1 protein-coding gene is annotated in these 544 nt (G+C 43.2%); it reads left to right on the forward strand.

Annotated elements, in window-relative coordinates:
* Window position 1: 1 nt before the first annotated feature.
* Window positions 2-544: ATP-binding cassette domain-containing protein (locus tag R7Q11_RS28710; protein WP_225467290.1), on the forward strand; the 543-nt coding region annotated here is incomplete at its 3' end.

Consider the following 544-nt stretch of genomic DNA (forward strand, 5'->3'; position numbering starts at 1 on the left):
CATGTCTTCATTAGTCAGTCTTGAACAATTGTGCGTCGAGTTCGATGATCGCAGAGTTCTCGATAACATTAGTATGGAATTAGAAAAGGGCAAAATCACAACCCTAATCGGTCACAACGGAGCGGGAAAATCCACGTTAGTTAAAGTCATTTTAGGGCTTCAAAAGCCAACTAGCGGAAAATTGGTTAAAGCGAAAAGGCTAAAAATTGGTTATGTGCCTCAGAAACTGAAACTCAACGACTCTTTGCCGCTAAACGTTATCCGTTTCTTAAATTTAGCAGGAAAGTACAGCAAACAAGAATGCCTTGATGCATTAAGACTAGTTGGTGCAGAGCACTTAATTAAGAGCAACATGCACCGCCTCTCTGGTGGTGAAAACCAACGTGTCCTACTCGCCCGCGCGCTGCTACAACGCCCTGATTTGTTGGTTCTTGATGAACCAGCTCAAGGTGTTGATGTTCAGGGACAAATCGATCTATACGATTTGATTGAAAGCATCCGTCACCGCTTCGATTGCGCTGTGTTTATGGTATCTCATGATTTG

This window comes from Vibrio sp. 970 (assembly GCF_033339075.1).